The 2,699-nt window shown below is 68.2% G+C and carries 2 protein-coding genes; one reads left to right on the top strand and one right to left on the bottom strand.

Going from position 1 to position 2,699, the window contains the following annotated elements; translation table 11 throughout:
• Positions 1-92: 92 nt before the first annotated feature.
• Positions 93-686: an RNA pyrophosphohydrolase gene (locus tag C665_RS19050; protein ID WP_004327532.1), complete on the bottom strand. Its 594-nt coding sequence runs from the start codon at positions 684-686 to the stop codon at positions 93-95.
• Between the two features lie 167 nt (positions 687-853).
• Here C665_RS19050 and C665_RS19055 point away from each other — a divergent pair, with 167 nt between their 5' ends.
• Entirely contained in the window at positions 854-2,602 is a 1,749-nt protein-coding gene (locus tag C665_RS19055) for a proline--tRNA ligase (RefSeq protein ID WP_004327533.1), read from the top strand.
• Positions 2,603-2,699: the final 97 nt, after the last annotated feature.

Genomic DNA, 2,699 nt, shown 5'->3' on the forward strand with positions numbered 1-2,699 from the left:
CCACGGCACACGGTCCCGCCGCGGCGGGCACGCGCCGGCCGCACGGGGCCAGCCCGCCGCCGGCCTGCGCCGTGCGGCAGGACGGAGTCGGGCTACTTCCGCATCGCATCGCGCAGTCCGTGCTCGGCGCGCTCGCCGAGCACCACCCGCACCGGCTCGGGAGCGGGTTCCGGTTCGGGCAGTCGATAGCTGTCCGGCAACTCGACGCTGCGCGAACGAAACAGGATGCGCGCCAGTTCGATCAAGGCCAGCTGATACACCTGGCGCTTGAATTCGATCACCGCTTCCAGCGGCACCCAGTAGTTGCTCCAGCGCCAGGCATCGAATTCCGGATGAGTGCTCGCGCGCAGACAGACGTCGGAGTCGCGCCCCACCAGGCGGAGCAGGAACCAGATCTGCTTCTGCCCACGGTAGGTGTTGCGCCACTCGCGCCGGATCCAGTGCTTGGGAACCTCATAGCGCAACCATCCGCGCGTACGGCCGAGGATCCTGACGTGCTCGGGCCGCAGGCCGACCTCTTCGTGGAGTTCCCGATACATGGCCTGCTCCGGCGACTCGCCGTGCTTGATGCCACCTTGTGGAAACTGCCAGGAATGTTCGCGGATGCGCTTGCCCCAGAAGACCTCGTTGCGCGCATTGACCAGAATGATGCCGACGTTCGGGCGAAAGCCTTCACGGTCAAGCATGACGAACCTTCGAATTCGTTTGATTGGTCACGATTTTTTCACACTTGGCGACGCAATGAAAGCGCACTGCCACGGTGCATCCACTAAGCTGGAGGTCGAGGAACGCTTGCGCGCCGGCCCCATGCGCTAGAATCGCGCGCTTGTCCACGCCTGATCCGAAGACTCCCATGCGCGCCAGCCAGTTCCATCTCTTCACCCTCAAGGAAGCCCCCTCCGACGCCGAGGTCGTCAGCCAGAAGCTGATGCTGCGCGCCGGCATGATCCGCAAGGTCGCCGCCGGCATCTACAGCTACATGCCGATGGGCCTGCGCGCGATCCGCAAGGTCGAGGCCATCGTGCGCGAGGAGATGGACCGCGCCGGCGCCATGGAACTGATCATGCCGATGGTGCAGCCCGCCGAGCTGTGGGACGAGACCGGGCGCTGGGACAAGATGGGCGACGAGCTGCTGCGCTTCAAGGACCGCCACGAGCGCGACTTCGCGCTGCAACCCACCTCCGAGGAGGTCGTCACCGACATCGCGCGCCAGGAGCTCAAGAGCTACCGCCAGCTGCCGAAGAACTTCTACCAGATCCAGACCAAGTTCCGCGACGAACGCCGGCCGCGCTTCGGCGTCATGCGCGGGCGCGAATTCACCATGAAGGACGCCTACTCCTTCGACCGCAGCGAGGAAGCCGCCGGGCGCAGCTACGACATCATGTTCGCCGCCTACAAGCGCATCTTCGACCGCCTCGGCCTCGAATACCGCGCGGTGGCGGCCGACACCGGCGCCATCGGCGGCGACCGCTCGCACGAGTTCCAGGTCATCGCCGACACCGGCGAGGACGCCATCGTCTACTGCCCCGACTCCGACTACGCTGCCAACATCGAGCTCGCCGAGGCGGTGTCCCTGCTCGCCCGCCGCGCAGAGCCCGCCCGGGCGCTGGCAAAAACCCCCACACCGGGCAAGGCGACCTGCGAGGACGTCGCCGCGCTGCTGGGCGTGCCGCTGGCGACCACGGTGAAGTCGCTGGTACTCGCCACCGACGATGTCGATGAAAAGGGCAAGCCCGCCGGCGTCACCGTGTGGCTGCTGCTGGTGCGCGGCGACCACGCCCTCAACGAGGTCAAGGCCGGCAAGCTGGAAGGCCTCAAGGCAGGCTTCCGCTTCGCCACCGAGGCCGAGATCCTCGAACACTTCGGCTGCAAGCCGGGCTACCTCGGCCCCATCGGTCTGAAGAAGCCGGTCAAGGTCATCGCCGACCGCACGGTCGCCCACATGGCCGACTTCATCTGCGGCGCCAACGAGGCCGACTTCCACTTCACCGGCGTGAACTGGGGCCGCGACCTGCCCGAGCCCGACCAGGTCGCCGACCTGCGCAACGTCGTCGAGGGCGACCCCAGCCCGGACGGCCGCGGCGTGCTCGCCATCCAGCGCGGCATCGAGGTCGGTCACGTGTTCTACCTCGGCACCAAGTACTCCAAGGCGATGAACGCCACCTTCCTCGACGAGGACGGCAAGCCCAAGCACTTCGAAATGGGCTGCTACGGCATCGGCGTGACCCGCATCCTGGGCGCCGCGATCGAGCAGAACCACGACGCCCGCGGCATCGTCTGGCCGCGCGCGATCGCACCCTTCGAGGTGGTGGTCTGCCCGGTCGGCTGGGGCAAGTCGCAGGCGGTGCGCGACGAGGCGCAGAAGCTCTACGACGCGCTCGTCGCCACCGGCGTCGACGCCATCCTCGACGACCGCGACGAGCGCCCGGGCGTGATGTTCGCCGACTGGGAACTGATCGGCGTGCCGCACCGCGTCACCATCGGCGACCGCGGGCTCAAGGAAGGCGTGATCGAATACCAGGGCCGGCGCGATGCCGAAGCCGCCAAGCTGCCCGCAGGCGAGGTCCTCGGCCACGTGCTCGAGCGCCTGAACCAGGGCTGACCCCCGGGGAACCCGCCATGCGCCGCCTGCCCGCCCCGCTCCGCCAGCTCGCCGCCGCGTGTGCGCTCGCGCTCGCGGCCGGTAGCGCGCAGGCCGG

Origin of the sequence: Thauera aminoaromatica S2 (assembly GCF_000310185.1) — a bacterium.
GTDB lineage: Bacteria > Pseudomonadota > Gammaproteobacteria > Burkholderiales > Rhodocyclaceae > Thauera > Thauera aminoaromatica.